Raw genomic sequence first — 21,568 nt, 5'->3', positions numbered from 1 at the left:
GCCCATGCCCATGGAGCCGATCCCCGACCTTTCCGCTTTGTCGCTCGCCGACATCGCCCGCCTTGCCGAGGAGCAGAAGCTCCCGCCGGTCGAGCGCTGGAACCCGACCCATTGCGGCGACAGTGAAATGCGCATCGCGCGCGACGGGACCTGGTTCCACCAGGGATCGCCGATCGGACGCGCGGCGATGGTCCGCCTGTTCTCGACGATCCTGCGGCGCGAGAGCGATGGCAGCTATGTCCTCGTCACCCCGGTCGAGAAGCTCGATATCGAGGTCGAGGATGCGCCGTTCGTCGCGGTCGAACTCAAGGCATCGGGCGAAGGCCCCACCGCGATGCTGACCTTCCGGCTCAATACCGGCGACCTCGTCACCGCCGATGCCGAGCATCCGCTGCGCTTCGAACCGCGCGACGACGGTCCCCGTCCCTATCTTCATGTCCGCGGCGGGCTCGACGCGGTGGTCGCGCGCACGGTCTATTACGAACTCGCCCAGCGCGCGATCGACGGCGGTGACGCACCACCAGGGGTTTGGAGTTCGGGCTCGTTCTTCGCCTTGGAGCCGACGGCATGACGCTCGTCGAACGCCTCCGCCAGGCGATGGCGGTCGGCCATGCCGACACCGTGCTGCTGACCGGCGATCATGTCGACGTCGAGTCGATCGCCACCCCGCTCGCCCAGGCCGCAGTGCTCGTTCCAGTGACCGATCGCGCCGAACCCGGCGTGATCCTGACGCGGCGCACCGATACGCTGTCGCGCCACGCCGGACAGGTCGCCTTCCCGGGTGGCCGCGTCGATTCGGGCGATGCCGATGCGATCGCCGCCGCCTTGCGCGAGGCCGAGGAGGAGATCGCGCTGCCGCGCGACCGCGTCACGATCGTCGGCGAGGCGGATCGCTATCGCACCGTCACCGGGTTCGAGGTGACCCCCGTGATCGGCGTCGTGCCGCCCGATCTCGTCTTCACCCCCGCGGCTGCCGAAGTTGCCGAAGTGTTCGAAGTGCCGCTCGGTTTCCTGCTCGATTCGGGCAACCACACCGAGGCAAGCGTCGAGTGGCAGGGCCGCAACCGCCATTTCTACGAGATCCACTGGGACGGCCACCGGATCTGGGGCGCGACCGCGGCGATGATCGTCAATCTGTCGCGCCGGTTGCGATGGAACGGGTGACGCTGCCCGACGCCGCGTGGCGGACGCGGGCGGGCCTTTCGGACCTGTGCGCCGTGCTCGGCGCGGCACGCGGCGAGACGCGCTATGTCGGCGGCGCGGTGCGCGATACGCTGCTCGGCAGCGACGTTTCCGACGTCGACCTGGCGACCGCTCACGCCCCCGAGGACGTGGTCGACCTGCTTGCGCGGGCTCGGATCAAGGCGGTCCCGACCGGCCTTGCGCACGGCACGATCACCGCGGTGCTCGCCGATGGCGTTCCGATCGAAGTGACGACGCTGCGCCGCGACACCGCAACCGATGGCCGCCACGCGACGGTCGCCTTCACCGACGATTGGCGTGAGGATGCGGCGCGGCGCGATTTCACGATCAACGCGCTTTATGCCGACCCGGCGACCGGCGAGATCTTCGACTATTTCGGCGGGCTCGACGATCTCGCGGCGCGGCGCGTGCGCTTCATCGGCGATCCCCTGCAGCGTATCGCCGAGGATCATTTGCGGATCCTGCGCTTCTTCCGCTTCCATGCCCGCTTCGGCGACACGCCCGATGCGGCGGCGCTCGACGCCTGCACGCAGCGCACCAACGATCTGATGGCGCTGTCGCGCGAGCGGATCGCGGCGGAATTTCTCAAACTGCTCGTCGCGCCCAACGCCGTCGCGACGCTCGAGCTGATGATCGCGCGCGGCATTCTGCGGCCGGTGCTGCCCGAGATCGACGCGACCGGAGTCGCACGGCTCGCGCGCGTCGCCGCCACCGAGGCGCAGGCCGAACTCGCGCCAGATCCGCTCCGCCGTCTGGCGGCCGTCCTGCCCCGCGATCCCGCGCTTGGCGAAAATGTCGGGGCGCGGCTCAAACTGTCGAACGCGCAGCGCAAGCGGATCGTCTCGGCGCTGACCGACCCGACCGGATCGCCACACCCGCTCGCCTATCGGCTCGGCCGCGACGGCGCGATCGATCGCTGGCTGCTGACGGTGGAAGAACCCTTCGATGCGGTGATCGGCGCGCGCGATATCATGGCGTGGCCGATCCCGAGCTTCCCGCTGACCGGGGGTGCGCTGGTTCAGCGCGGCGTCGGCAAGGGGCCCGACGTGGCGCGCTTGCTCAAGCTGGTCGAGGATCAGTGGGTCGCCGAGAATTTCCCTGACGCGGCCCGGGCGGACGCGATCGCCGATGCAGCGGTCGCTCAGTGGCGGCTGTCGACCAGCATCGCATAGGCATCTTCAGCCTCGAGCGGCCGGGCGTAGAGATAGCCTTGCCCGAAGGTACAGCCCAACGCGGCGAGCGTCTGTGCCAGCTCGTTGGTTTCGACCCCCTCTGCCGTCGTCTTCATGCCGAGCGCCTGTGCCAGCGACAGAATCGCACGGACGATGGCAATCTTGTCGCGATCCGCGAGCATCCCCGTGACGAAGCTGCGGTCGATCTTGAGCACGTCGATCGGCAGCTTTTGGAGATAGGCGAGGTTGGAATAGCCGGTCCCGAAATCGTCCATCGCGATCGTCGTACCGAGTCGCTTCAGCGCGTGCATGATCCCCGCGATCCGGTCGGGGTCGGTGACCAGCGCACTTTCGGTCAGTTCTAGCGTGAAGCGCGATCCCTCGAGGCCGTACGTTTGCAGCGCGGCCTCGACGACCGGCGCGATCGTATCGCGCTGGAGCTGGATCGCCGAGAGGTTGACCGCAAGGCGCACGCCGCAATGGCCACCACAGCGCGCATCCCATCCGGCAAGCGTCGCTGCGGCTTCCTGGATCGCCCAGCGACCGAGCGGCACGATCAGTCCTGATTCTTCAGCGACCGGGATGAAATCGTTGGGCGAATATTCGATCCCCGCCTCGTCGCGCCAGCGCGCGAGCGATTCGAATGCGACGAGCTGCCCGGTCGAGAGATCGCGGATCGGCTGGTAGGTCAGCCGCATCTGGCCGCGCTCGATCGCGCGGCGCAGCGCGGTTTCCATGCCGAACTGTTCGCGCGCGATGTCGAACGCCTGCGTCTGATAGGCTTCGGTCTTGCCCGTCGCCTTCGAGCGCTTGACCGCGAATTGTGCGTGACGGATCAATTCCTCGGCATCTTCGATTTCGACCGCGCCGAACGAGATGCCGATCGAGCAGGCGACGCGGATCTCGAAATCGGACAGTCGGAACGGCGTCGCCAGTGCGCCCTGGATCCGCCGCGCGACGCGCTCGGCATCGCCGATCCCATCCTCCAGCGTGAGCAGGATGCCGAATTCATCGCCGCCGGTGCGCGCGAGCACGTCCTGCGCGCGCAAGGCGCCCTTCAGGCGCCGCGCGACAGTGATGAGCAGTTCGTCGCCCGCCATCGACCCGAGGCAAGCATTGACCCGACTGAACCGATCGAGGTCGATCACCAGCACGGCGTAGGTCTCACGCGAGGTTGGATCCTCGAGCAGCATCTCGAGTCGGTCGCTGAACCCGGCGCGGTTGGGCAGACCGGTCAGGCTGTCGGTCAGCATCTCGCGCCGGAGATTATGTTCGGTACGAAGTTCGGCGGTCTGGTCGACCAGAGCGAGCATGCAGCGGTGCAGCGGGTTCCGCTCGAGCCGCGCAAGTGTCACGTGGTAATAGTGGCAATCGACCTTGTCGCCGAACTCGATCGGGAATTCGCTGCGCAGCGTATCGCCCTCGATAAACGCAACGATCTGCGCTTCGATCTGCGCGACGAGCGAGCGCCGCCGGTCGTTCATGCCGAGGCCGGCTATCTCGTACGCGCGATTGGCGATTTGGACGACGACCCCCGAATCGCCGAGCGCGACCATCGCCGCCGGGATCGGCAGCAGGTCGATCATCCGCGCCGCCATCGCGACCGAGGTCGGATAGGGGTCCAGCGCCGCCGGGAGCACCGGCGGAGTGGGATGTGTCAGCACGGATTGGGATGTCGGCGCCATTGTCCCGGCGATAGGGTCGATTCGTTAATATCCCTCTTATCCGCGACAGTTTTCAGGCACTTGCGTCAAAAAAGCCGAAGATTTGCAACGCGATGTATCCGGGCAGCAATCTAGAAGCGGTTGTCGCGCGGGAACCCGTTGGGCGGCATCCGTCCGGCGGCGCCGCGCGCCGCGCGCCACGGTCCGAGATCGGTCTCGGTCCGCGTGCGCCCGCTCTCGCCGCCCATCGGCCAGCTCAGCCCCTCGGCGAAGACGAAAGTGATCGCGTCGGACAGGCCGCCGTCGCGGAAGCGCATCAGCTGGACGCCCTGTCCGCGCGCCAATTCGGCAAGCTCGCTCAAGGGGAAGACGAGCAGCCGGCGATTGTCGCCGATCGCCGCGACATAATCGTGCGCCGGGTCGACCGGGCGAACAAGCTTCAGTTTCGCGCCGAGACGCGGCGTGACGACCGTCTTGCCCTTGCGCGTCTCGGCGACGATGTCGGCGATGCGCACCAGGAAGCCGCGCCCGTCGGTCGCCGCGACGAGCAGTTTCTCGGCGATGCTCGCGCGGAAGATGTGGACGATGCCGACATCACCATCGAGGTCGATCATCAGGCGCACCGGCTCGCCAAAGCCACGCCCGCCCGGCAGGCGATCGGCCGCGAGCGTGTAGAAGCGGCCGTTCTCGGCGGCGATCATGATCTTGTCGGTGGTCTGCGCGGTGAAGTCGAACGCCGCGGCATCGCCGTCCTTGAACTTCACCGCCGCCACGCCGGCGGCATCGAGATGCCCCTTCATCGCGCGGATCCAGCCGCGCTGCGACAGGATCACGGTGATCGGCTCGCGCTCGATCATCGCCTCCAATGGGATATCGCGCGCCGGCGCCGCCTCGGCGACGGTGGTGCGACGCCGACCGAGCTTGGTCTCGGGACCGTAGCGCTCGCGCAGCTTGCCGAAATCCTTCTTGAGCCGCGTGCGCTGGCGCGCCTCGCTGCCGAGCAGCGCCTCGAGCCCCGAGCGCTCGTTCTCGAGCCCGTCGCGCTCCTTGCGCAGCTCCATTTCCTCGAGCCGGCGCAAGCTCCGCAGCCGCATGTTGAGGATTGCCTCGACCTGGCGGTCATTGAGCTCGAACTCGGCCATCATGACCGGCTTGGGCTCGTCCACGGTGCGGATGATCTCGATCACGCGGTCGAGATTGAGATAGGCGATGATATAGCCGTCGAGCAGCTCGATCCGGTCGCGGATCTTGTCGAGCCGGTGCGCGGTGCGGCGCTGGAGCACGATGAACTGGTGCGCGATCCACGCGAGCAGCGCCTCGCGCAGGCTCATCACGCGCGGGGTGCGGTCGGCGTCGAGCAGATTGAGGTTCATGCTGAAGCGGACCTCGAGGTCCGTCATCTTGAACAGGCTCTCCATCAGCATGTCGGGCTCGACCGAGCGGCTGCGCGGCTCGATCACGACGCGGATTTCCGAATCCGATTCGTCGCGGACGTCGGCGAGGATCGGCAGCTTCTTGTCATTGATCAGCCCGGCGATCTGCTCGATCAATTTGCCCTTCTGGACGCCGTACGGGATCTCGGTGACGATCGCGTTCCAGCCGCCGCCCTTCTCCTTCTCGATGCTCCAGCGCGCGCGCAGCCGGAAGCCGCCGCGCCCTGTCGCATAGGCCTCGGCGATCGCCGCGGGCGAATCGACGACGAGCCCGCCGGTCGGGAAGTCGGGACCCTGGATATGCTGCAGCATTGCGGCATTGTCGGCCTCGGGCTGATCGATCAGCATGATCGCCGCGTCGTAGAGTTCGGCCACGTTGTGCGGCGGGATGTTGGTCGCCATGCCGACCGCGATCCCCGCCGCGCCATTGGCGAGCAGATTGGGGAAGGCGCCGGGGAAAAGCTCGGGCTCCTGCTCTTCGTTGTTGTAGGTCGGTTTGTAGTTGACCGCGTCCTCGTCGAGGCCCGCCATCAGATCCATCGCGACCTGCGTCAGCCGCGCCTCGGTGTAGCGGAAAGCGGCCGCGCCATCGCCGTCGATATTGCCGAAATTGCCCTGGCCTTCGACCAAAGGATAGCGAACCGAGAAGTCCTGCGCGAGGCGGACCATCGCGTCATAGACCGACGAATCCCCGTGCGGATGGTATTTGCCGATCACCTCGCCGACGACGCGCGCCGATTTCTTGTACGGCGTGCTCGGGTCCATCCGGAGCTGGCGCATCGCCCACAGCAGACGGCGGTGCACCGGCTTCATCCCGTCGCGCACGTCGGGCAGCGAGCGCGCGGTGATCGTCGACAGCGCATAGACGAGATAGCGATCGCTCAGCGCGCTATCGAACGGCGCGTCGACGATGGCGTTGAAGGGATCGGTCACATCGGTTGGCATCCTCCGGCGATAGCAGCGCTATTCGCCGGTGGCGAGATGCCAGCGCGGCGTTTACCGGCGGAGGCATGCAGCGGTGTCTTCCGCTCGCTTTGCCGCGGCTATAGACCGGCGCGATGTCCGAGACCCAGCCACCCGATGCCGCCGGCCCGCTGCTGACCTGGCCCGATCTGATCGGGCGCGCGCGGCCCGTGCCCGATGCGACGATCGCCTACGGCCCCGATGCGCTGCAGATCGTCGATGTCTGGCGCCCCGCCGGGCCGGGCCCGCATCCGGTCGTGGTAATGGTGCATGGCGGCTGCTGGACCACGAGCATCGCGGACCGGACGCTGATGAACTGGATCGCCGACGATCTCCGGCGCGACGGGATCGGCGTGTGGAACATCGAATATCGCGGCGTCGATCGGCCGGGTGGCGGATATCCGGGGACCTTCCTCGATGCGGGTGCGGCAGCAGATGCGTTGCGGGCGCATGCGACGGACTTCGCGTTCGAGACCAGGCGGATCGTCGGCGTCGGCCATTCGGCGGGTGGGCATCTCGCGCTGTGGCTGGCGGCGCGATCGCGGATCGCGCCGACGAGCCCGCTGCATACCGCGCACCCGCTGGCGATCGCGCATGTCGTCGGCCTGGGCGGATTGCCCGATCTCGAGGCGACCGCGGCGAGCCCGGACAATGGCTGCGGCGTCGAAGTGGTGGCGCGGCTCGTCGGCCAGCCGGGCGCGCGGACGGACGTCTATGCCGACACCTCGGTTCCGCGGCTGCTGCCGCTCGGCGTGCCGCAGGATCTGGTCAACGGGCGCGAGGACCGGATCGTCCCGCTGCGGTTCGGGAGCGCCTATGTCGCGCAGGCGCAGGCCAAGGGAGATCAGGCGACGCTGCATCTGGTCGAGCGGACTGGGCATGTCGAACTGGTCGCGCCCGAAAGCACCGCCTGGGCGCGGGCGAAGGCGCTGATCAAGGCGGGGCTGAAGACGTGAGCATGCTGCGCCTCACGATTCGAGCCGCCTACCGCATCGCGCCTCCCCTCCCCGAAAAGGAGGGGAGTCGGTTGCGCTCCGCCTCGGCGATCGCCTTCGAACACCACCCCTCCAGCAAGGCCCCTGCATGACCCGCGACGAAGCCCGCGCGCTCGACGCCGCCGACCCGCTCCGCCCCTATCGCGACCGCTTCGCGCTCCCCGAGGGCGTGATCTATCTCGACGGCAACTCCCTCGGCCCCCTCCCCCGCGTCACAGCGCCGGCGCTCGCCGACATGGCGCAGCGGCAATGGGGCGAGCGTCTCATCCGCAGCTGGAACGAAGGCTGGATCGACGCGCCGCAGCGCATCGGCGGCAAGATCGCCGCGCTGATCGGTGCCGAGCCCGACGAAGTGATCGTCGCCGATTCGACCTCGGTCAACCTGTTCAAACTGCTCGTCGCCGCACTCCGCCACGCGGCGCCCCGCACGACGATCGTCAGCGAGACGGGCAATTTTCCGACCGATCTCCACATCGCCGAAGGCGCGGCGGGCTGCGTCTCCGGCGCGCGCCTCAACGCGGTCGCACGCGCCGATCTTCCGGCAGCGATCAACGGCGACACCGCGCTGCTGATGCTGACCCACGTCCACTACACGACCACCGAACGCTTCGACATGACGGCCTGGACGGCGCGCGCCCACGACGCGGGTGCGCTCGCTTTGTGGGACCTCAGCCACAGCGTCGGCGCGATTCCGCTCGATCTGGGCGGTGCGGGCGCCGATCTCGCGATCGGTTGCGGCTATAAATATCTGAACGGCGGCCCCGGCGCGCCCGCCTTCCTGTTCGTCTCGCGTCGACTGCAGGAGCAGCTCGCCAGCCCGCTGTCGGGCTGGATGGGCCATGCCGCGCCGTTCGAGTTCGGCGACGCCTACAGCCCAGCTCCCGGCATCAAGCGCTGGCTCGCCGGCACCCCCTCGATGCTGGCGATGACCGGGCTCGAGGCCGGGATCGACCTGTGGCGCGACGTCGACCAGCAGCAGGTCGCCGCCAAGAGCGCCGCCTTGTTCGACGCGCTCGCCGCGATCGGTGCAAGCCTCGGCCTCGAATGCGTCTCGCCCGCCGACCCGAGCGCGCGCGGCAGCCATATCAGCTTCCGCCACCCCAAGGCCTATGCGCTGTGCCAGGCGCTGATCGAACGCGGCGTGATCGGCGACTTCCGCGCCCCCGACGTCGTCCGCTTCGGGCTGACCCCACTGTACCTCGGCTTCGAGGATATCTGGCAGGCGGGCGAGATCCTGCGCGCGGTGTTGGAAAGTGGCGCCGCCGACAATCCCCGGTTCGCGACGCGCGCCGCCGTCACCTGACCTCCATCTGGACTCACCCCGCTCTCTCCCAGTCCGCAGCAACCGTTGTCGCGGCAGCTACGGCGCTGTGCCGCGCCGAAATGTGGCGAGAATGTGGCAAAATGCTTGACCGTATTTCCGCCTAATGTGATGGTGTATCGAAATCATGGGAGAGCGACGATGCGGAAGCTGGCGGCGGTAACCTTGTGCCTGGGTCTGGCAGCCTGCTCCCAAAAACCCGAGTCGCGCGAGCAACGATCCGAGGCGGTGATAACCGCCGACGTCACCTCGCCGCCCGAACCATCGGCACCGGGCATCGTCCTCACCGCCGCCCCCGGGGTGGCGTTCGCCTATCGCTATGCCTTCCGCATGCCGGCCGCAAAGATCGCGCGCGCCCAGGAAGCGCATGCGCAGGCATGCGAGAAGCTTGGCCCGTCACGCTGCCGCATCACCGGCATGCGCTATCGTTTGCTCGGCGAGAACAATGTCGAGGCGATGCTGGCGTTCAAGCTCGATCCCGGTCTCGCGCGCGGCTTCGGACGGGACGCCATCACGAGTGTCACGGCTGAATCGGGCAAGCTGGTCGATGTCGAGATCAGCGGCACCGATGCCAGCGAAGCGATCAAACGGCTCGAGACCGACGCGGCGCGACTCGCCGACCAGCGCAAGCAGAACGAGGCGCTGCTCGGCAATTCCAAGCTCAAGCCGGAGCAGCGCAGCGACCTGCTCACCCGGCAGGCCGAACTCGACCAGAGTGCAGCCGCGACACGCGACACCAAGGCCGCGCAGCAGGAGAGCCTCGCGGTAACGCCGATGGTGTTCGACTATGGCGCCGGCCCCGCCGTCCGCGGCTTCGACCCGAGCGCGCCGCTGACCAGCGCCGCCGACACCGCGATCGGATCGGCGCAGTTCACGCTTGCGGTGCTGCTCGGTTTGCTCGCTTTGCTCGGCCCGCCCGGGCTGGTGGCCATCGTCGCCGTGCTGGTGTGGCGCCGCTGGCGGCCGCGGCCGCGAAAGATCGTGCCGGTCAGCGATTGATTGCGTGCTCCGCTGCGTTCCGGTATGGGCTGCAGCTTATCGCCCCGGCCCGCGTTTGCCCGCGTCGCCGGGGCCGCTCATTTGAGGGTTGCTGCATTTATGGCACGTCGCCGCCAGATTTACGAAGGCAAGGCCAAGATCCTCTACGAGGGTCCAGAGCCGGGTACGCTGATCCAATACTTCAAGGACGACGCCACCGCCTTCAACGCCCAGAAAAAGGGCACGATCAGCGGCAAGGGCGTGCTCAACAACCGGATTTCCGAGCACATCTTCACGCTGCTCGGGCTGATCGGCGTGCCGACGCACTTCATCCGCCGGCTCAACATGCGCGAGCAACTGATCCGCCAGGTCGAGATCATCCCGATCGAAGTCGTCGTGCGCAACGTGGCAGCGGGCTCGATCTCGACTCGCCTCGGGATCGAGGAAGGCACGCAGCTGCCGCGCACGATCATCGAATATTATTACAAGGACGACGCGCTCGGCGATCCGATGATCACCGACGAGCATATCGCCGCGTTCGGCTGGGCGGGCCAGGAGGAGATGCACGACATCGCCGACCTCGCGATCCGCATCAACGATTTCCTGTGCGGGCTGTTCGCCGGGATCGGCATCCGGCTGGTCGACTTCAAGCTCGAATTCGGGCGCGTGTGGGACAACGACTATCCGCGCATCCTGCTCGCCGACGAGATCAGCCCCGATGGCTGCCGCCTGTGGGACATGACCACCAACGAGAAGCTCGACAAGGATCGTTTCCGTCGCGATCTCGGTGGCGAAGTCGAGGCCTATCAGGAAGTCGCGCGCCGGCTCGGCCTGCTGACCGAGGAGACCGACGGTGCAGTGCTCGATCTCGAGCAGCATCGTCTGAACAAGGGCAAGTAAGCGCGGATGCGCGCGCGGGCGTTGGCGCGGGCGGTCTGGCCGTTCGCTGCGCTCGCGCTGGCGTATCTGCTGACGGTGTGGCGCGTGGTCGGGCTTCCTGGCCTGCGCGACCCGGCCTTGCTCTACTGGCACGACTGGCAGGACCAGGCGCTGTATGTGCGCTCGGCGAGCGCGCTGCCGGCGGGGAATTTCGACCCTGCGGTGCATTATTATCCCCTGCTCTACCCGCTGCTCGGCATGCCGTTCCTGTCGGTGTGGCCGAGCCAGCCGTTCTTCTTGATCGATCTGGCCTGCTATCTGCTCGCCTTTGCCGGTTTCAGGAGCGTTGCGCGCGCATTCGGCGTGCCCACCTGGGGGGCGGCACTGCTGTTTGCCGCGACGACGCTCGCCCAATTCGGCATCGCGAAGCTGTGGATCGAGCCCTGGACGACGACACCGTCGGCGGCATTGCTGTGGCTCGGGCTCGGCGCGATGGCGCAGTTGTGGGGAGGTTTTCCGGGCACTGGCGAAGCCGCGGTGCTGTCCTCGCGCTGGCCCGCCGCCATCCTTGGCATCGCGCTCGGCCTGATCCCATTCGCGCGACCTGGCGACGCGATCATCGGCGCGATCATCGCACTCTCGGCGGCGGCAGCGCTCTACCGCTCGCGCAACTGGCGCGCGGCTGGCATCGCGGCCGCCAGCTTCGCGATCGCCTTTGGCCTCGTCGCCACGCTCTACGTCCGGATCTACGGCGTCGGACCCAGTCCCTACATGCTCTACTCGGCGCAATACGGCTTCAACTTCGCCTGGCTCGGCTGGAAGGCCTATGTCGTGCTGGTCGATCCGCGCGGCTGGTTCGGCGAGGGGATGGGGTTGCTCGAATATGCGCCGTGGCTGCTGCTCGGTGGCGCGGGGCTGGTCGCCGCCTGCGTCGCGACGCCGCCCGCGCGACGACCGGTCACGCTCACCGTCGCCGCTGCGGGGGCGATCTACAGCGTGCTGATGCTCGCTTATGTCGACCTACTGCCGACCGGTCTGTGGCGCTTCAACAATCTCCACTATTTCAAATGGGTCTTGCCGCTGTTCGGCCTGTTCGCGCTGCGCTTCCTGCTCGACGCCCGCCGCCGCCCGGTCCTCCTGATCGCGCTCGCACCCGTAATGCTTGCGTTGACGATCCGGCTCGAACCCGTCCGAGTCGGGCCGAGCGCCCCCGCCCGGATGGTGATCTTCCCCGCCCCCAATGGCGCCGAGTGGACACCGACCTATTTCGCCACCGCGTGGATGGCCGACACGACGGGCGAGCTGCGCAATTCGTTCGACTATCACCAGATCCTCGTCTCCGGCCGGGTCCATGCGGTCGCGCTGCGCCGTCCCTTCACCGGCGACGAACGCTGGCTCGGTGACGCGCATGTCCGTGCCTTGCTCGCGGGCAAGGATGATGGCGGGTTCGCGCCGCTCTATCTGACCGGCCCGTGGCCCAAGCCCGCGCTCGCCCGCTACGGAATCGCCACGACGATCGGCCTGCCGCACTGGTTCAGCGGTGCACCGGCCGTGCCCAACGCCGAGTAAACGCCGCGCTTGAAAGCTTGCGACACGGGCCGCAGGTCGCCATAGGCTTGCGCGCTCACCGATCGTAGCCAGGACAAGCCCCATGAAGCTCCGCATTTTCGTCACGCTGAAGCCCGGCGTGCTCGATCCGCAGGGCCGCGCGATCCACAAGGCGCTCGGCACCCTTGGTTTCGCCGGCGTCAACGACGTCCGCGCGGGCAAGCTGATCGAACTCGACGTCGCCGACGACACCACCGACGAGCGCGTCGATGCGATGTGCCGCGAGCTGCTCGCCAACACCGTGATCGAAAACTATCGCGTCGAGCGCGTATGAAGACCGCGGTCCTCGTCTTCCCCGGCTCGAACTGCGACCGCGACATCGCGACTGCGCTCGAGCAGGTCAGCGGCACCGCGCCGACCATGGTGTGGCACGCCGAGACCGAGCTGCCCGACAACATCGGCCTTGTCGCCGTCCCCGGCGGCTTTTCCTATGGCGACTATCTCCGCTCGGGCGCGATCGGCGCTCGGTCGCCGATCATGCGCGCGGTAAGCGCGGCGGCGGGGCGCGGCGTGCCGGTGCTCGGCATCTGCAACGGCTTCCAGATCCTTACCGAAGCGGGCCTGCTGCCGGGCGCGCTGATGCGCAATGCCGGACTCGATTTCGTCTGCCGCGAGGTCACGCTGACGGTCGGCACGAGCCAGAGCGTCTTCACCAGCCGCTATGCTGCCGGCGAGCAGATCATCTATCCGGTCGCGCATCACGACGGCAATTACTCGGCCGACGACGAAACGCTCGACCGCCTCGAGGGCGAAGGGCGGGTGGCGTTCCGCTATGCCGGTCCGGTCAACGGATCGGCGCGCAGCATCGCCGGCGTGCTCAGCGCGGCGGGTAACGTGCTCGGCCTGATGCCGCACCCCGAGCGCCGTATCGAAACCGCAGCGCATGGCGGCAATGACGGTCGGCGTATGTTCGAGGGGCTGTTCGAGACCGTCGGAGCGTAAGCCACTTCCCCGCTCCCCCCAAAGGGAGCGGGCCGCACGCCTGCTACACCCGCGCCCGAAACGGCGAGAAGTCGGTCCCGCGGTCGTACACGTCGACGCCCTCGCCGCGCTTCAAGAAGCCGACGACGAGGTAGGTGAAGGGCGTGAGCAGCACCTCCCACGACACCTTGAGCACGAACTGGCTGACCATCACCGCCAGCATCGCTTCGACCGGCCAATCGGGCGCGCCGTAGAAAGCCAGCGGATAGAAGATCAGGCTGTCGAACCCCTGCGCCACGACGGTCGACCCGATCGTCCGCGTCCACAGCATCCGACCCTCGGTCAGGATCTTCAGCTTGGCGAGCACGAAGCTGTTGGCGAATTCGCCAACCCAGAAGGCGGTGACCGAGGCGAGGATGATGCGCAGCCCCGTCGCCGCGGCAGGATCGACGAAGATCGAGCGGCCGAAGACATATTCATACGCCGCCTGCCCGTTCCACGCCCCCGCGGGTGGCAGCGCAACGACGATCTGCTCCATCAGCGCAAGGAAGATCAGCGCGCCGAACCCGGCCCAGACGCAACGCCGCGCGCGGGCATAGCCGTACACCTCGGTCAGGATGTCGCCGATCACGTAGCTGACCGGGAAAAACAAGATGCCTGCGCCGAACGGCCACGGCCCGATCCAGGGCAGGTCGATCACCGAGCGTTTGCCCGCGCCGACGACGTTCGACAGCAGCAGGATGACGACGAACGCGACCATCACGAAATCGAAATAGCGGAATTCGCGACCGCGCGTTTCGTCGGCGGTAATCGTCTTCAAACCGGCCATGTCGTTTCGCCCCCTGATCGAACCGAAGCTATGAAGCCGGTTTCGCGCGCGCGCAATCCGCGCTAATGGCGAAGCCAGCGCGCGCCCGTAGCTCAGTTGGATAGAGCAAGGAGCTTCTACCTCCTCGGTCGGGGGTTCGACTCCCTCCGGGCGCGCCAAAGCCTCAGGCGGCCGAGCCGCTCCCCCGTCGATCCATGTCGTACACGCCGCCCGGTTCCGCCGCGACGAAACGGGATGCCGCAATCCCCGCAGTCGAAAGCTCTGCGCCCAGCGCCAGCCGCGGCGCATCGCGCGCTTCGTCGGTGAGTTGGAACGTGCCCCAATGGATGCCGAGCGCCTGCCCCGCTTCCACATCCTGAAAGATCCGCACCGCTTCGGCCGGATCGACATGCTGCTCGGCCATGAACCAGCGCGGCTCGTACGCGCCGATCGGGATCAACGCGACGTCGGGCGCGCCGAGCCGCTCGCGGATCGCGCGAAAGATCGCGCCGTCGCCATAGCCCGTGTCGCCGACGAACCACACCGTCCCGACGGGCGTCGTGACGTAATGCCCCGCCCACAGCGCCATCCGCACGTCGGTCGGCCAGCGATTCGCCCAGTGCCGCGCCGGGGTCAGCGTCGTCGCGAGGCCATCGCCGAGCGCGAGGCCGTCCCACCAGTCGCCGACGACGCAGCGCGCGTCGGGAATCGCTGCGCGGACGATGGCATCGGTGCCGAGCGGCATCGCCATCAGCGGCGCGTGGGTGGCGTGGAGCCGGCGCAGCGTGGCGAGGTCGAGATGGTCGTAATGGCAGTGGCTGAGCAGCACGATGTGGATCGGCGGCAGATCCTCGAATGCGATCGCCGGCGCGGTGACGCGCTTGGGGCCAAGGAACGAGAAGGGGCTCGCGCGCTCCGACCACACCGGGTCGGTCAGGATATTGACCCCCGCCGCCTGGATCAGCAGCGACGCGTGCCCGACCATCGTGACGCGCAGACCGTCGTGCCGCGCGACCGGTTTGGAAGCGACCACCGGCACCGACGCCGGCCAGCGCGCCACGCCGTTCGCCAGCTTCCAGCGCAGCACCGCGCCGAGCCCGGCATCGCTCGACGGCTGTCCGGGGTTGAAGAAGCGCACGCCGTCGAAATGGTCGCTCGGCGGGCCGGAATAGTATCGGTTACGGGGCAAGATGTACGCCTCGATCAGGGTTCAACACGGCTCTGTCACCCCGGGCGTGTTCCAGGGGCCACGGGCACGCGCCCGCGGCACGTTAGGCCGCTGCACGAGGCCGGGGTGACGAAAGGGGTCGGGTCACGCGAACTTGTCCGCCCGACGTCGCCCGACGAGCAGCCCGCGCTCCAGCCGCCCGCACAGCGCCGCATAATAATCGGTCAGGAAGCCGCGGTCGTCGCGGTCATCGGGCAGCCCCGCCTTGCGCCGGATCGTCGCGGCGACGGTGACGATCGCCTCCTCGCTCCCGCCGCGCAGCACCTCCTCGAGCATTTGCAGCTCGTACACACCGTACAACCCGAGCGCCGCCTCGCTGAACACGCGCCGCTCGCGCTCGACCGGGACGACGAGATCGGAACCCAGCTTGCCACGCACCGTATGCACCACCCACGTGCCCGCGAGCAGATCGCCGACACGCAGCCGGTCGCGGTTGAACAGCGGAAAGAACAGGAAGATGCCGCTCCAGCCAAGCGCGAACAGCGTCATCGCCCCATCGGCCCAGCCGTGCGCCGCCTGGCTGCCGAGAAAGCTGAGCGGCAGGAACAGTTCGATCTCGCGCATCGCGTTGCGCGCGATCACCGCGCCGCCGGTCAGCCGCGCCCCGTCGCGCGCGACGACCCGCAGGCCGAGCAGGCGTTTGCCCGGCGTCGCGCCGCTCCCGCTCAGCTCGAACAGCGCGAACCAGCCGTTGCGCAGCACGAAGAAGCCGAGCAGCCACAGCACCGCGAACGCGCTCTGACGGCTCGACCAGGCGAGATAGGCGATCGCGATCGTCGCGACGATCAGCACGACGAGAATCGCCAACACATCGATCACGAAAGCCCCCGCGCGCTCGCCCGCGCTGCCGAGTTCGATCCGCAGATCGACACCCTCGGGCGTGACGAAGCTGCGCCGCAGCGACAGCGGCGCCTTGCGCGCGTTACGCCGGAACCACGCCATCGCGGCGACTCCTCGGCAGGTAGAAATAGAGCAGCCAGCCGACGAGCATCACCAAGCCGATCGCATAGCGCGCGAGATCGTTCGTCACCGTCTGCCGCCCGATCCCTTCGAGCAGCCCTGCGACGAGCAGCATCACGACCGCCCCGCCCATCACCGTCGCGCCGGTCTTCCCCGCCTGCACCGCCGCGTCGCCCCGCGTCGCGCGCCCGGGAAAGGCGATCGCGGTGCCGATGCGGAACCCCGCCGCGCCCGACAGGATGATCGCGAACAATTCGGTCGTGCCGTGGATCAGGATCCAGCCGGCAAAGCCGAACCCGAGCCCTTTGGGCACGAACACTGCAAGGAAAGCACCGAGCATCAGGCCGTTATACGCGATCAGCAGCGCGGTCGGCACCGCAAAGGCGAAACCCAGCGCGAACGAGAAGATCGCGATCTGCGCATTGTGCGTGAAGAGGTACGCGGCGAAGATCGTCAGCATGTCGTTGTGCTTGCCGTAGAGCGTACCCCGCAGCGTCTCGACCGAGGCCGACGGATCGCGCCCGCTCGCCATGCCCTGGCCGACCAGCCCGAAGAACCAGCCGGGATCGGACCGCACCAGCAGATAGCCGACGACCGCGCCCGCCACCGTCAGCAGCAGCGAGACGAGCGTCTCGCGCCACAGCGCGCGGACCGCGGCGGGCCATGTCTGCGTGAAGAAAACGCCCAATTGCCGCACCGCCGAGGTCGGCACGCCATACAGCTGGAAATAAGCGCGCGTGCACAGCTGCTCGAGATAGACCACCAGGGCACGGTCGAGCGAGGTCTCGCGCGCGATCGACAACGACGACAGCGCGGTGCGGTACAGCACGGGAAGCGTCAGCAGATCGTCGTCGCTCAGCACCCGGATCGAGCGTTTCTCGATCCGCGTGACCAGCGTCTCGAGCCGCTGCCAGTCGGCATCATGCGCTGCGCGGAAGCGGCTGGCGTTGACTAAGGCGGGTTGCCCGGCGAGGAGAGCGGTGGCCATCAGAGCAGGTTCCTGCGTTTCAGCGCGACATAGCCCGCGACCAGCTCCTCGCCGACGCGGTCATGCGCGCTTTCGATCACATGCACGCCGAGATGCTGCAGCCGGGTGAGCACGAGCTTGCGATCGCACAGCAACGCGGCGGCGGTCACCGCGCGCGTCACGTCGTCGGGGTTCGCCGGCGCCGCATCGACCAGCCGCTCGACCTCCTCGTCGCGCAGCACGACGACCATCAGGAGATGCCCGTCGAGCAACCGCGCGGCGGCGCGCACGAGGAAGTCAGCCGAGGTCAGATCGGTGAATTCGGTGAACAAAACGATCATCGAGCGCCGCGTCAGCCGCGCGGCGAGCGTGGTCAGCGCGAAGCTGTAATTGGTTTCCTCGCCGCTATAATCGATCGCCGCGGCGAGCCGCTGGAGATTGGCGAAGGCGGGCATCCCCGATACCAGCCCGCTGGCGATGCGCGGGCGCGAATCGAACGCGTGGAGCGACACGCGGTCGCCGAGCTTCAACGCGATCCACGCGGTCAGCAGCATCGCCGATACCGCGCGATCGACGCGCGGCAGGCCGGCGACGGGCTCGGACATCTGCCGTCCGGCATCGATCGCGAAGACGATCTGGTTGTTGCGCTCGCTGCGATATTCCTTGGCGTGGAGCTTGGTCTGCCGCGCCGACTGTTTCCAGTCGATCGAACGGCGGTCCATTCCCGAGCGGAACTCGACCAGCGCATCGAAGTCGGTGCCGTCGCCGCGGTCGATCTGCGCGAGCAGCCCCGACAGCGCGTGACGCTGGAAGATCTGCGCGCCGCGGTCGTGGAGCGCGCGAATGTCGGGGAGGATCGGGAGCGTCACGTCGGTCGGGAGAATCCGCTGCTGCCACGCCAGCCCGAAGGACCCGCGCCACCGCAGCCAGATCCGGTCGATCCGCGCGGTGCCGCGCCGCAGCGTGGTGAGCGGGAGCAGCGCTTCGCCGCGGCCGTCGTGCAGCGTGAGCCAGAGGCGCCCGTCATTCTCGAGCGCGAGCAACGGTCCGCCATCGAGCGCCACCTCGGCGCTGCGCGGCGGACGCCCGCCCGTAATCGCGACGCGGATCGTCGCATCGACGGTGGCGCCGACCGGAGCGGTCGTCGGCACCGAGAGGCTGGCAGTCCCGGTGCGCCGGGCACGCAAGGCATCGAATGCGGTGAGCAGCAACACCGCGATCGGCCAGGCGAGCCCGACATACCAGCGACCGGGCAGGGCGACGGCGATCAGCAACGTCACGGGCGCGCCGGCTGCTGCGGCGAGGACCGCGGTGCGTGTGGGGTAGATCACCGCGCGATTGCCCGACACACGGCAAAACGGCGCACCCCATCCGTCATCCCTGCACACGGGGGGATCTCGCACGCCGAAGGTTGGTGGCGGACAGGTACGGCGCGCAGGATCACCGCGGGGCTTCGATCGTCTCGATGATGTGGCTCACGACGTCCTCGATCGCGCGACCGTCGATCTCGGCGGCGGGCGACAGGATCAGCCGGTGCCGCAGCAATGCCGGCGCAAGCGCCTTCACATCGTCGGGGATCACGAAATCGCGCCCGTCGAGCGCCGCCCGCGCGCGTGCCGCGCCCGCCAGCATCGCGCCCGCGCGCGGCGACGCGCCGCTCTCGAGATCGGCAACGTCGCGCGTACCCCGGATCAGCGCAGTGATGTAGTCGATCACCTCGTCGGCGAGCCGCACCTGTCCGACCACCGCGACCGCCGCACCGATCACGCCCGCATCGGATACGCGCGCGACACCCCATTCCGCGGGCTCCATCGCGTGCGCAGCGCTGCCGTGCGCGGCGATGATCCGGCGCTCCTCGGCAGCACTCGGATAATCGACCGTCTGCTTGAACAGGAAGCGATCGAGCTGCGCCTCGGGCAGCGGGTACACACCCTGCTGCTCGATCGGATTCTGCGTCGCGACAACCATGAAGCGCTCGCCGAGCGACAGGCTTTGCCCGTCGATCGTCACGGTGCGCTCTTGCATCGCCTCGAGCAGAGCCGCCTGCGTCTTGGGCGGGGTGCGGTTGATCTCGTCCGCCAGCAGCAGATCGGTGAAGATCGGCCCGCGCGTCAGCGTGAAGCTGCTCGTCTGGAAGTTGAACAGGTTCGCGCCGATAATGTCGCCCGGCATCAGATCCGGCGTGAACTGGATCCGCCCGTAATCGAGCCCGACCACCCTTGCGAAACTGCGCGCGAGCAGCGTCTTGGCAGTCCCAGGCGGGCCTTCGAGCAGCACGTGCCCGCCCGCGAACAACGCGACGAGCAGGATCTCGACGGTCTGTTCCTGCCCGACCACTGCCTTGCCGATTTCGTCGCGGATCGCCACGCCGAGCGCCGCCACGTCTTCGACCGTTTCGAATGTCACCGCGTCTTCTCCCATAACCAATGATGCAGCGCTTGCGCCGCCGCGAGCATCGCGCGCGGATCGCGCGCCGCCTGTGCCTCTGCCGTCAGCGCGCTGAAGCGCGCCCGCCCGCGCAGGCCGTCGAGATAGGCGTCGACCGCCGCGCCCTGCAGCCGCGTCGGCACGCCGAACACCCCGCCTGCGCGCTCGCGCACCAGATCGACATAGCGCGGGCCGAGCCGCCCCTGCCGCCCGGCCTTGCGGACGAGCGCGGCGGCATTGTCGATCAATGCGGTCTTGCCGAACGCCATCGCGCGCGCGCGCCGCCGCGCCGGGCCGAAGCGCGCGGTCGCCTGGATCGCGGCGAGCAGCACCGCCGCCGCGAGCGTCAGCGTCATCGCGAGGAACGGCGGATCGAACAGCAGCTTGAGCGGGCTCGGCGTCGCGCCGAAGCCGTTGAGCGTGACATCGAAGGTGATCGTCGTCGCGCCGGTCGCATTGAGCCAGTCGAGCAGGTCGAGCGCCGCGCGCGCTTGCGCTGCATTGCGCATGCCGATGTTCGACAGCAGATCGGGATCGGCGAGCACATAGAGCGGCCCGCCGCCGATCTGGCCCAGCACGATATGCCCCTCGGCGTCGGTCAGGATCGGGCGCAGGTCGGCGCCGGCGATCGTCTGCACCGGGCGCGGCGCGGCAAACGCAATCGTTCCGGGCATCCACGACAGGGCGCGCAGCGGGTGCCCGCCGCTCGCATAGCGCGTGACCTTGAGCTTGTATTGCGGCGCGAGGACGCGCTGGACATCATCGACATCGCGGAAATCGACGAAGCGCGCCCAGCCGGGATGCGTCGGATCGACCGACGTGCGCCATTTCGGCAGGATGACGAGCGTCGGCTTGGTGCCGCGCGCGGCAAGCGCCTTGGTCATGTCGGTCGCGCCCGATTCGGGCGTCAGCACGACGAGATCCTCGCCCGCCAGCTGCCGCGGATTGCGGACGATCTCCGGGTTGCGTCCGGTCGCCTCGGCGAGCCGCACGATCCCGCTATAGCCGATCGCGGCGTTCGAAAGCGCATGCGCGCGCCCGTCGCGGCCCGAGCGCAGATCAGGCGCATAAGCGCCAAGCACGAGCATCCCGATGAACGCGAGGATGCCGACCGCGAGCAGGATCGCGACCGTCCGCACGCTGAACGCGCCCGTCCCGCTTGCCCCGCCGATGGTCACGTCACTCATCCGCGCCATGCTCCCGGCAGCGCGAAGTCGCGATAGGCGGCGCGCGCCTGCGTCCAGTCCGACGCGTCGACCGGGCGCCCGCCGAACAGGCTGCGCTCGACCAGCCGCGCGATCCCCGCAAACAGGTCGCGCGCCGAAAGCGGGAGCGCGCTCGATGCGCTCAACTCGCGGCTGGTCAACGCCGGACGGACAAGCTGTGGGCGACGCCGCGCGATATCGTCGACCGAGCGGCGCAGCAAATGATGCACCGCCTCGGCATAACGCCCTTCCGCCGCGAGCAGATCGGCCTCGCGCAGCCATTCATGGACTGGCGCTTCGTCGGGCGCCCACGCACTTTCGACGGGCTGCGATGGGGTAGGACACCGCCGCACGATGCGCGGCCAGCGCCATTCGCCATGCCGCACGCGCTGATACACCGCCCACAGGATCGCCATCGCGACCAGCCCCAGCACACCCCACAACAGGATCCGTGCATAAGGCCAAGGCGGCATGCGACCAGCGAGCCACAGCAGCGCGCGCCCGACAGGTTCGAACAGCTTGCCGAGCCATTTGCCGAACTGCACCAGCCACTCGGGCGGCTGGGGCGGCGGCGGCGCGCGCTGGAGCGTGAACTGGACCGCGGGATCGGCCTTGAGCGCGGCATGGGCGGCGGCAAAGCGATCGGGGGCGGGCGCCACCTGCGATATCCCTTCCCTCACCTCAATCCCCTGGCCGCAACGGTGCGCCGCCCAAGAGTAGAGCAACCCGACCGCCGCGCAATCGCCAATCGCCGCCGCGCGCCTCGTTATGTTGCGGCGCAGCGCGGCTTAAGCCGGGGTTCAGCGCGCCTCCACCAGACGACCGTGTCCGGCCGG

Annotated in this window: 20 protein-coding genes and 1 tRNA gene; 11 read left to right on the top strand and 10 right to left on the bottom strand. The window is 68.3% G+C overall.

Translation table 11 applies throughout. From position 1 onward, the window contains the following. Window positions 1-4: 4 nt before the first annotated feature. Genes ACVWYO_RS14545 through ACVWYO_RS14535 form a run of 3 tightly spaced genes read left to right on the top strand, consistent with a single transcriptional unit; the run spans window position 5 to window position 2,375 of the window. Window positions 5-571, top strand: a complete 567-nt coding sequence (locus ACVWYO_RS14545; protein WP_457351951.1) for a DUF1285 domain-containing protein — start codon at window positions 5-7, stop codon at window positions 569-571. Next, window positions 568-1,164 (top strand): CoA pyrophosphatase, encoded by a 597-nt coding sequence (locus ACVWYO_RS14540; RefSeq protein WP_457351949.1) that lies wholly within the window; start codon window positions 568-570, stop codon window positions 1,162-1,164. The genes ACVWYO_RS14545 and ACVWYO_RS14540 overlap by 4 nt, the downstream gene beginning before the upstream one ends. Beyond that, window positions 1,152-2,375 carry a CCA tRNA nucleotidyltransferase gene (locus ACVWYO_RS14535; RefSeq protein ID WP_457351947.1) on the top strand — a complete coding sequence of 408 codons (1,224 nt, stop codon included), beginning with the start codon at window positions 1,152-1,154 and terminating at the stop codon, window positions 2,373-2,375. Before ACVWYO_RS14540 ends, ACVWYO_RS14535 begins: the two co-directional genes overlap by 13 nt. On the opposite strand, the gene ACVWYO_RS14530 is transcribed toward ACVWYO_RS14535, so the two are convergent. Both ACVWYO_RS14530 and parC read right to left on the bottom strand, forming a co-directional pair. After that, on the bottom strand, window positions 2,345-4,060 hold the full coding sequence (locus ACVWYO_RS14530) for a putative bifunctional diguanylate cyclase/phosphodiesterase (RefSeq protein ID WP_457351945.1): 1,716 nt from the start codon (window positions 4,058-4,060) through the stop codon (window positions 2,345-2,347). The two genes, ACVWYO_RS14535 and ACVWYO_RS14530, sit on opposite strands and share 31 nt — an antisense overlap. A 110-nt stretch (window positions 4,061-4,170) precedes the next feature. Beyond that, the gene (parC, locus tag ACVWYO_RS14525) at window positions 4,171-6,417 is read right to left on the bottom strand and encodes a DNA topoisomerase IV subunit A (RefSeq protein WP_457351943.1); all 2,247 of its coding nucleotides are present in this window, start codon (window positions 6,415-6,417) and stop codon (window positions 4,171-4,173) included. A 113-nt stretch (window positions 6,418-6,530) separates the two neighbouring features. Here parC and ACVWYO_RS14520 point away from each other — a divergent pair, with 113 nt between their 5' ends. From ACVWYO_RS14520 to purQ, 7 genes are all read left to right on the top strand, one after another. Further along, complete coding sequence (locus tag ACVWYO_RS14520; RefSeq protein WP_457351941.1) at window positions 6,531-7,391, top strand: alpha/beta hydrolase family protein; 861 nt, start codon at window positions 6,531-6,533, stop codon at window positions 7,389-7,391. 127 nt (window positions 7,392-7,518) lie between these two features. Continuing rightward, entirely contained in the window at window positions 7,519-8,733 is a 1,215-nt protein-coding gene (gene kynU, locus ACVWYO_RS14515; protein ID WP_457351939.1) for a kynureninase, read from the top strand. Between the two features lie 159 nt (window positions 8,734-8,892). Next, window positions 8,893-9,750: a hypothetical protein gene (locus tag ACVWYO_RS14510; RefSeq protein WP_457351937.1), complete on the top strand. Its 858-nt coding sequence runs from the start codon at window positions 8,893-8,895 to the stop codon at window positions 9,748-9,750. A 99-nt stretch (window positions 9,751-9,849) separates the two neighbouring features. Further along, window positions 9,850-10,629: a phosphoribosylaminoimidazolesuccinocarboxamide synthase gene (purC, locus tag ACVWYO_RS14505; RefSeq protein WP_133189851.1), complete on the top strand. Its 780-nt coding sequence runs from the start codon at window positions 9,850-9,852 to the stop codon at window positions 10,627-10,629. A gap of 6 nt (window positions 10,630-10,635) precedes the next feature. Beyond that, window positions 10,636-12,177: a hypothetical protein gene (locus ACVWYO_RS14500; protein ID WP_457351934.1), complete on the top strand. Its 1,542-nt coding sequence runs from the start codon at window positions 10,636-10,638 to the stop codon at window positions 12,175-12,177. 82 nt (window positions 12,178-12,259) lie between these two features. Beyond that, a complete protein-coding gene (gene purS / locus ACVWYO_RS14495; protein WP_010185224.1) occupies window positions 12,260-12,490 on the top strand; it encodes a phosphoribosylformylglycinamidine synthase subunit PurS in 231 nt (76 codons plus the stop codon). Beyond that, on the top strand, window positions 12,487-13,158 hold the full coding sequence (gene purQ / locus ACVWYO_RS14490; protein ID WP_457351932.1) for a phosphoribosylformylglycinamidine synthase subunit PurQ: 672 nt from the start codon (window positions 12,487-12,489) through the stop codon (window positions 13,156-13,158). The genes purS and purQ overlap by 4 nt, the downstream gene beginning before the upstream one ends. A 43-nt stretch (window positions 13,159-13,201) precedes the next feature. Here purQ and ACVWYO_RS14485 read toward each other — a convergent pair whose 3' ends face one another. Next, the gene (locus ACVWYO_RS14485; protein ID WP_457351930.1) at window positions 13,202-13,966 is read right to left on the bottom strand and encodes a queuosine precursor transporter; all 765 of its coding nucleotides are present in this window, start codon (window positions 13,964-13,966) and stop codon (window positions 13,202-13,204) included. A gap of 81 nt (window positions 13,967-14,047) precedes the next feature. Here ACVWYO_RS14485 and ACVWYO_RS14480 point away from each other — a divergent pair. Beyond that, window positions 14,048-14,124 (top strand) — tRNA-Arg (locus tag ACVWYO_RS14480). Window positions 14,125-14,129: 5 nt separating this feature from the next. Here the strand turns inward: ACVWYO_RS14480 and ACVWYO_RS14475 are convergent. The 7 genes from ACVWYO_RS14475 to ACVWYO_RS14445 all read right to left on the bottom strand — a co-directional run bounded on the left by ACVWYO_RS14475 (window position 14,130) and on the right by ACVWYO_RS14445 (window position 21,391). Beyond that, complete coding sequence (locus ACVWYO_RS14475; RefSeq protein ID WP_457351928.1) at window positions 14,130-15,134, bottom strand: MBL fold metallo-hydrolase; 1,005 nt, start codon at window positions 15,132-15,134, stop codon at window positions 14,130-14,132. Between the two features lie 123 nt (window positions 15,135-15,257). Further along, window positions 15,258-16,115 (bottom strand): RDD family protein, encoded by an 858-nt coding sequence (locus tag ACVWYO_RS14470; RefSeq protein WP_457351926.1) that lies wholly within the window; start codon window positions 16,113-16,115, stop codon window positions 15,258-15,260. Further along, a complete protein-coding gene (locus ACVWYO_RS14465) occupies window positions 16,096-17,121 on the bottom strand; it encodes a stage II sporulation protein M (protein ID WP_457351924.1) in 1,026 nt (341 codons plus the stop codon). The genes ACVWYO_RS14470 and ACVWYO_RS14465 overlap by 20 nt, the downstream gene beginning before the upstream one ends. Beyond that, window positions 17,121-18,431: a DUF58 domain-containing protein gene (locus tag ACVWYO_RS14460; protein WP_457351922.1), complete on the bottom strand. Its 1,311-nt coding sequence runs from the start codon at window positions 18,429-18,431 to the stop codon at window positions 17,121-17,123. The genes ACVWYO_RS14465 and ACVWYO_RS14460 overlap by 1 nt, the downstream gene beginning before the upstream one ends. Window positions 18,432-18,540: 109 nt before the next feature. Then, window positions 18,541-19,521: an AAA family ATPase gene (locus tag ACVWYO_RS14455; protein WP_457355005.1), complete on the bottom strand. Its 981-nt coding sequence runs from the start codon at window positions 19,519-19,521 to the stop codon at window positions 18,541-18,543. Continuing rightward, on the bottom strand, window positions 19,503-20,714 hold the full coding sequence (locus ACVWYO_RS14450; RefSeq protein WP_457351919.1) for a hypothetical protein: 1,212 nt from the start codon (window positions 20,712-20,714) through the stop codon (window positions 19,503-19,505). Before ACVWYO_RS14450 ends, ACVWYO_RS14455 begins: the two co-directional genes overlap by 19 nt. After that, window positions 20,711-21,391, bottom strand: a complete 681-nt coding sequence (locus ACVWYO_RS14445; RefSeq protein WP_457351917.1) for a DUF4129 domain-containing protein — start codon at window positions 21,389-21,391, stop codon at window positions 20,711-20,713. The genes ACVWYO_RS14450 and ACVWYO_RS14445 overlap by 4 nt, the downstream gene beginning before the upstream one ends. Window positions 21,392-21,568: the final 177 nt, after the last annotated feature.

The organism is Sphingomonas sp. UYP23, from assembly GCF_054059235.1.
The sequence above is the reverse complement of the archived record's forward strand: the minus strand, read 5'-3'. Positions and strand labels throughout refer to the sequence as shown.

What these genes read in the sequence shown, in the direction of transcription:
- ACVWYO_RS14545 (WP_457351951.1), top strand. Translation starts at nt 5, where the DNA reads ATGCCCATGGAGCCGATCCCCGACCTTTCCGCTTTGTCGCTCGCCGAC.
- ACVWYO_RS14540 (WP_457351949.1), top strand. Translation starts at nt 568, where the DNA reads ATGACGCTCGTCGAACGCCTCCGCCAGGCGATGGCGGTCGGCCATGCC.
- ACVWYO_RS14535 (WP_457351947.1), top strand. Translation starts at nt 1,152, where the DNA reads ATGGAACGGGTGACGCTGCCCGACGCCGCGTGGCGGACGCGGGCGGGC.
- ACVWYO_RS14530 (WP_457351945.1), bottom strand. Translation starts at nt 4,060, where the DNA reads ATGGCGCCGACATCCCAATCCGTGCTGACACATCCCACTCCGCCGGTG.
- parC (WP_457351943.1), bottom strand. Translation starts at nt 6,417, where the DNA reads ATGCCAACCGATGTGACCGATCCCTTCAACGCCATCGTCGACGCGCCG.
- ACVWYO_RS14520 (WP_457351941.1), top strand. Translation starts at nt 6,531, where the DNA reads ATGTCCGAGACCCAGCCACCCGATGCCGCCGGCCCGCTGCTGACCTGG.
- kynU (WP_457351939.1), top strand. Translation starts at nt 7,519, where the DNA reads ATGACCCGCGACGAAGCCCGCGCGCTCGACGCCGCCGACCCGCTCCGC.
- ACVWYO_RS14510 (WP_457351937.1), top strand. Translation starts at nt 8,893, where the DNA reads ATGCGGAAGCTGGCGGCGGTAACCTTGTGCCTGGGTCTGGCAGCCTGC.
- purC (WP_133189851.1), top strand. Translation starts at nt 9,850, where the DNA reads ATGGCACGTCGCCGCCAGATTTACGAAGGCAAGGCCAAGATCCTCTAC.
- ACVWYO_RS14500 (WP_457351934.1), top strand. Translation starts at nt 10,636, where the DNA reads ATGCGCGCGCGGGCGTTGGCGCGGGCGGTCTGGCCGTTCGCTGCGCTC.
- purS (WP_010185224.1), top strand. Translation starts at nt 12,260, where the DNA reads ATGAAGCTCCGCATTTTCGTCACGCTGAAGCCCGGCGTGCTCGATCCG.
- purQ (WP_457351932.1), top strand. Translation starts at nt 12,487, where the DNA reads ATGAAGACCGCGGTCCTCGTCTTCCCCGGCTCGAACTGCGACCGCGAC.
- ACVWYO_RS14485 (WP_457351930.1), bottom strand. Translation starts at nt 13,966, where the DNA reads ATGGCCGGTTTGAAGACGATTACCGCCGACGAAACGCGCGGTCGCGAA.
- ACVWYO_RS14470 (WP_457351926.1), bottom strand. Translation starts at nt 16,115, where the DNA reads ATGGCGTGGTTCCGGCGTAACGCGCGCAAGGCGCCGCTGTCGCTGCGG.
- ACVWYO_RS14465 (WP_457351924.1), bottom strand. Translation starts at nt 17,121, where the DNA reads ATGGCCACCGCTCTCCTCGCCGGGCAACCCGCCTTAGTCAACGCCAGC.
- ACVWYO_RS14455 (WP_457355005.1), bottom strand. Translation starts at nt 19,521, where the DNA reads ATGGGAGAAGACGCGGTGACATTCGAAACGGTCGAAGACGTGGCGGCG.
- ACVWYO_RS14450 (WP_457351919.1), bottom strand. Translation starts at nt 20,714, where the DNA reads ATGAGTGACGTGACCATCGGCGGGGCAAGCGGGACGGGCGCGTTCAGC.